The sequence below is a fragment of the Pseudomonas sp. genome (assembly GCF_037994325.1).
In the GTDB taxonomy this organism is placed as follows: domain Bacteria; phylum Pseudomonadota; class Gammaproteobacteria; order Pseudomonadales; family Pseudomonadaceae; genus Aquipseudomonas.
This window is the reverse complement of record NZ_JBBNAH010000044.1, coordinates 1-5,110: the sequence shown is the minus strand read 5'-3', so window position 1 is coordinate 5,110 and position 5,110 is coordinate 1. Positions and strand designations below refer to the sequence as shown.

At 54.8% G+C, this 5,110-nt stretch carries 5 protein-coding genes; 3 read left to right on the top strand and 2 right to left on the bottom strand.

What is annotated here, in order from left to right:
- Nucleotides 1-130 precede the first annotated feature (130 nt).
- Entirely contained in the window at nt 131-1,264 is a 1,134-nt protein-coding gene (locus AAAB16_RS01365; RefSeq protein ID WP_340661716.1) for a transporter substrate-binding protein, read from the bottom strand.
- 546 nt (nt 1,265-1,810) lie between these two features.
- Here AAAB16_RS01365 and AAAB16_RS01360 point away from each other — a divergent pair.
- The 3 genes from AAAB16_RS01360 to AAAB16_RS01350 all read left to right on the top strand — a co-directional run bounded on the left by AAAB16_RS01360 (nt 1,811) and on the right by AAAB16_RS01350 (nt 3,933).
- A complete protein-coding gene (locus AAAB16_RS01360) occupies nt 1,811-2,833 on the top strand; it encodes a PDDEXK nuclease domain-containing protein (RefSeq protein WP_340661715.1) in 1,023 nt (340 codons plus the stop codon).
- A gap of 108 nt (nt 2,834-2,941) precedes the next feature.
- Nucleotides 2,942-3,529: a DUF433 domain-containing protein gene (locus tag AAAB16_RS01355; RefSeq protein ID WP_340661717.1), complete on the top strand. Its 588-nt coding sequence runs from the start codon at nt 2,942-2,944 to the stop codon at nt 3,527-3,529.
- The gene (locus AAAB16_RS01350; protein WP_340661714.1) at nt 3,526-3,933 is read left to right on the top strand and encodes a hypothetical protein; all 408 of its coding nucleotides are present in this window, start codon (nt 3,526-3,528) and stop codon (nt 3,931-3,933) included. The genes AAAB16_RS01355 and AAAB16_RS01350 overlap by 4 nt, the downstream gene beginning before the upstream one ends.
- Before the next feature lie 196 nt (nt 3,934-4,129).
- Here the strand turns inward: AAAB16_RS01350 and AAAB16_RS01345 are convergent.
- A partial coding sequence (locus AAAB16_RS01345) for an HNH endonuclease signature motif containing protein (protein ID WP_340661713.1) occupies nt 4,130-5,110 on the bottom strand: 981 nt, incomplete at its 5' end.

The window sequence follows — 5,110 nt, the reverse complement described above, 5'->3', positions numbered from 1 at the left end:
GCATCCTCCAGCAAAGGCTGGGCCTTGATGCCCAAGCGCTGCAGGCTCTTTTCCAAACTGCTCAGGGTGCGCGCTTCGCAGTCAACCAGCAGCAAGGTGCCGTTTTCAAAATCGGGGCGGTTGAATGGGCTCATTTAACGATCCTCAAGCGCGGCGTGGGCGCACTTAACTGGCGAAATTCGGTGAGGTCGGTGGCGGTCATATACGGGTCGGCCGGCACCGCCTGCGGCTCGCTATGCAGAATCACAAAGCGCCCCTGCTGCAACTCGGCGATATGGCAGGCCAGGCTGCTGTGGTTATTGCGCGGCGAAATGCGCAACTCGCCCAGCACGCTCGGCTGTGGATGCCTATGCAGGTAGTCGCAGATGGCCGCTGAGTCATCGCTACCACAGTGCTGCAACGCCTGCGCAAACAGCTGCACCGCACTGTAAGAACCCGCATAAAAGTGCGAATAAACATGCTGGCCATGGCGCGCCGTCTGCTGCTGACAAAACGCCAGATCCGCCGCCTCGAAAAACGGCCCGCACGACAGCAGGCGCAAACTCGACAAGCTGCCGATCTCGCTCAGCTCCGCCTCGGTAAGGTTGCTACTAAGCACCGGCAGCAGCAGCCCCGCCGCCAGGCAGGCCGCATCCAACTGATGCAGAAAGGCGTACGACGAATCGCCGACCAAGTTATTCAGGATAAAAGCCGGCGGCTCACCGACCACCGCCTGCACCAGCTCAGCCACGTGCGTGGCGCCCAGGTGCATGTACTTCTCCTTAAGCACCTCACCGCCCGCCAGCGTGATGACCTCACGGGCAATGCGATTGCTTTCCCAACCCCATACGTAATTCGACCCCACCAACAGCGCGCGCTTACCAAAGGTGGCCAAGGCATAACGCAGCAACGGGATAAGCGTCTGGTTTGGGCAGCCGCCGAAATACAGCACGTTCTCGCTGCTCTCAAAACCCTCATAGGGGCAGGCGTACCACAGCGTACTGGCGTGCTGTTCAAGGTCAGGAATGATCTCCTTGCGACTGGCCGAGGTTGTCGTCCCAAAAATATGCCGCACACCCTTATCAATCAGCTGCGTCGCCCCCTCGCCATACCCCTGCAAATGCCCCTGCGGATCGACATGGGTCGCGCGCAAGGTGAAATCCAACGCCTCATTGGCATTCACCTCAGCCAGCGCATGCTGCGCCCCGAGTAAGCCATTACGGCCCATATGGCGGTACGTGCCATCGGTGGAAAACAGAAAGCCGATATCAACGGTGCGGCGCATTTATTCATTCCAAAAAAAAACCTGATCAACCAGCGAACTGGTGGATCAGGCTTCATTACCTGGCGCTGAGCGCATGTGTTGTGCACAAGACTTAACGGGACCCGCCCTGCTTGTGTGGATGGCAAAGCGTATGGAAGAAGTGTGCCAGGTGAGTAATGGGCCGGCGTTAAGCGGCGCAACGCTGACGTGGCGCGGCGGTGGTGCACTGCAATAGGGCTCGGGAGAGGGCGCGGCATTGTTTTTGGGCGGGGAGGGTGTAACGGCAATACTCAGATGATTGTGCGGAATGAGGCTTTTTGCGGTTGAACTCGATTGCCCTTGGAGAAGAGGCGGCCCAGTCGTATGTCGGTATGGCGGGTAAGAGCTTTCTGTACCTGTACGTGAACCTTCGTTAAACGGCATGGCGAACAGATTTTGAATGTTCGTAGAAAGCCAGTTTCCGTTACCGCAACTCTTGCAGCGATAAACGTAGAGACTCTGGATTGCCAGGCGAGCAATTTTAAGCGGTTAGGCTTTCGCCCAAATAAACGGCCAAGGGCTATAGGCATGAGCGAACCAACCGCAACACGTGATTCCACGGACCAGCGTTTCGATGAAGTGCTGGCGCTTATCCACAGCGCTCGAAAGCAGGCCGTCCAGGCGGTTAATACCCGCCTGATTGAGCTGTATTGGCAAGTTGGGGCGTACATCAGCCGCAAGTTGGAACGGGCTGAATGGGGGGATTCTGTGGTCACGCAGTTGGCTGAGCATTTGGCGCTGACCCAACCGGGACTTCGCGGTTTTACCCGCCCGAGCTTGTTCCGCATGCGTCAGTTTTACGAGGCGTATCGGAGTGACGAGAAAGTCTCACCGCTGGTGAGACAATTGCCCTGGACCCACAACCTGACCATTCTCAGCCAGAGTAAACGCCCGGAAGAGCGTGAGTTCTACCTGCGCATGGCAATACAGGAGCAATGGTCAACGCGCGAGTTGGAGCGTCAGTTTAAAGCCGCTCTCTTCGAGCGAAGCGTCACCCAACCGGCAAAAGTCTCAGCAGTGCTGAGACAAACTCATCCCGCCGCATTGGACGTATTCCGTGACGCCTATATGGTCGAATTTCTCGGCCTGCCGGGCGGGCATGATGAGGCTGACATACACCAGGGGCTGCTCACGCGCCTCAAGGATTTCCTCAGCGAACTTGGCCGCGACTTCTGCTTCGTCGGCTCTAAATACCCACTGCAAGTTGGCAGCCGAGACTTTGCCCTGGACCTGCTGTTCTTCCACCGCGGCCTCAACTGCCTGGTGGCCATCGAACTCAAAGTCGGCCGCTTCGAACCGGAATACCTCGGCAAACTCAACTTCTACCTGGAAGCCCTCGACCGCGACGCCCGCAAACCCCACGAAAACCCCGCCATCGGCGTATTGCTGTGCGCCAGCAAAGAAGACGAAGTGGTTGAGTACGCATTGAACAGATCGTTATCGCCGGCGTTGATCGCTGAGTACCAGACGAGGTTGCCGGATAAGCAATTGCTGCAGGCTAAGTTGCATGAGTTTTATGTGTTGAATGTGGGGCAGGGGGCGGAGGAGTGAGCAATGAAGCAATCCGGTATGCCGAGCTGCCTCTTGGGGGTTGGGATATATACGCCCTCTGACGCTTCCCACTACACCGGCATACCCGTGAAAGACATCTGCGGCTGGATGTATGGCTACAAGTCCGATGGCATCGCGCAACTAGGCCTTTGGACTCCTGAGCTCAATTTCACCGAAGAACGGTTGCTCAGTTTTCATGACCTGCTGGAAATCCGCTTTGTTCACGCATTCCGCCGACACGGCGTTAGCCTCCAAGCAATACGCGCCGCTTCTCAAAAGGCACGAGAATTGTTCGACCAAGCCTACCCATTTACCTGTCGACGTTTCCAAACCGACGGCCGCAGTGTTTTCGCAACCGTGCTTAATGAAACGGGCGACGAAACCATCCTCGACCTGGCAAAGCGCCAATTGGTCTTTAAACACGTTGTTGGTCCATCCCTCTATGAGGGCATTGACTATGCCGAAGAAGGCAGCGCTCAACGCTGGTATCCGGTTAAACGAAGCAAAGCCGTTGTGCTTGATCCGCAGATCAACTTTGGAAAGCCCACGCTTAACTCAGTGGGCGTCGACACATCATCCATCTACCAAGCCTATTTGGCCGAAGGTGAGAGCGTTCCTCGGGTTGCTGCACTGTATGAAATAAAGTCGGCAGCAGTGGAAGCGGCTGTCTCCTACGAGCACGGATTGGCCGCTTGAACTTTCTGATCGACAACTACCTTCCTCCAGCGCTTGCCAGGGCGCTGAACGAGCTTTGCAAAGCGGATGGTCACTTAGAAGTTCCCCTGCGGGACAGATTCCCCATGACCTCGCCAGACGCCAGCTGGATCGCCACGCTAGCTGCTGAAGGCGGCTGGGCAGTGATCTCGCAGGACAAATTCACCAAAGGCGATATAGAGCGCCGCGCCTTCCGCGAGAGTGGCCTGCCGATCTTCTGTCTCGCGAAACAGTGGGCACAAGAAGAGTACTGGAGGAAAGCTCATAACTTGGTCCGTTGGTGGCCAGCGATCCTCAAGCAGTCGTCATTAATCAGCGGTGGTGCAGCGTTCAAAGTCAGTTGGCGATTTACTGAGCCTGGGAAGTTTGAGCAAATCAAAATCTAAGCCCTGCCGTTGTGTGAGGCTTTTTTGTTAAAGGCTTCGGTAGCGCCATCGAAAACACGCGTGTCAGCGTTAGGGGGACTCTACGCGACGATAAAGTCGCGCCGCTGGCGCGACAATTGATCTGCGCAGACTGAAAAAGTGCTATGGCTTCTTACGCATTTGACTGGTTCAGGCTTTTCTCTGCTTAGGGGTAATATCACTTTCGCGACAGGGCTATCTGGAGAAGAACGGAGTTCAATTCGTCTTTTTCCTTAGAAAAATGGCATCTCCGATGATCATTTGGGCAGAGAGCCACGCAGTTATAGATTCGATCACTTACTTCGGCTCCAAGTATATGGTGAACGTCTAAATATCCAGGAAAAAACTGACGTTCCTCACATCCGGGCATTTCGCAGCGCTGCCCACTTAGAGTTAGTACGGCTTGACGTACTCTCGCATCTCGCTTCACCTTCGAAGCTGTAGCTAGGTATCTTTTGGCTTCGTCGCTACCTATAAGCGTCAAATCAACACCTGATAGGTCAGAGCAGGAATCGTCCTCTGGTAGTTGCAAGTTTGACGCAGGCATCAGGTCGACAAGATTCATTACTCCCGGAAAATCCCACAAAGCATCTGCCACTTTGTGGCTATCAGGGAAACGATCGTCTTTAAGCCAAATAGTGGGACTGTTGCCATTAGTTGAGTGGTTTTTCCTCAGGCGGCCAAGAGAGCCCGACCGGATTAGTTGATCGCTGATCTCGCGTTGTCTGTTTATTATTCCGGCGAGGGCGTTCAGTGGAATCAGCGCGGCGTACGCTAAGGCGTCTCCATCCCGTTGGACTATCAGCGAATGCGTTACTCCCTTGGATGGCTCTCTATTCACAAGTTCTAGGAGCGTCTTTTCCCAGTTGTTATCAATTAAGCGTGCTCGTAATTGAGCAGCTGAAATCTTGCGAGCTCCATCGTCCCATCGCCAGCAGAGCCTTACTCGAGCACTTATGTATTCACCGCCAGCTGTGGTTCCCGAAATGAATTGGGAGTTGCCTTTTCGTCTGTCCGATACAGATGTGAAACCTATATCTTCGAAGAAGGGTTTTAGCAGTTCTCTAGTTATTTGTTCAGATGCGTAGCTTTGCTTCGAGCGGAAAGATCTTGGTTTGCCATCCTTAGAGGTGCTCATAAACTGCCCATGAGTTTTTGT

What these genes read in the sequence shown, in the direction of transcription:
- AAAB16_RS01355 (WP_340661717.1), top strand. Translation starts at nt 2,942, where the DNA reads ATGTATGGCTACAAGTCCGATGGCATCGCGCAACTAGGCCTTTGGACT.
- AAAB16_RS01360 (WP_340661715.1), top strand. Translation starts at nt 1,811, where the DNA reads ATGAGCGAACCAACCGCAACACGTGATTCCACGGACCAGCGTTTCGAT.
- AAAB16_RS01365 (WP_340661716.1), bottom strand. Translation starts at nt 1,264, where the DNA reads ATGCGCCGCACCGTTGATATCGGCTTTCTGTTTTCCACCGATGGCACG.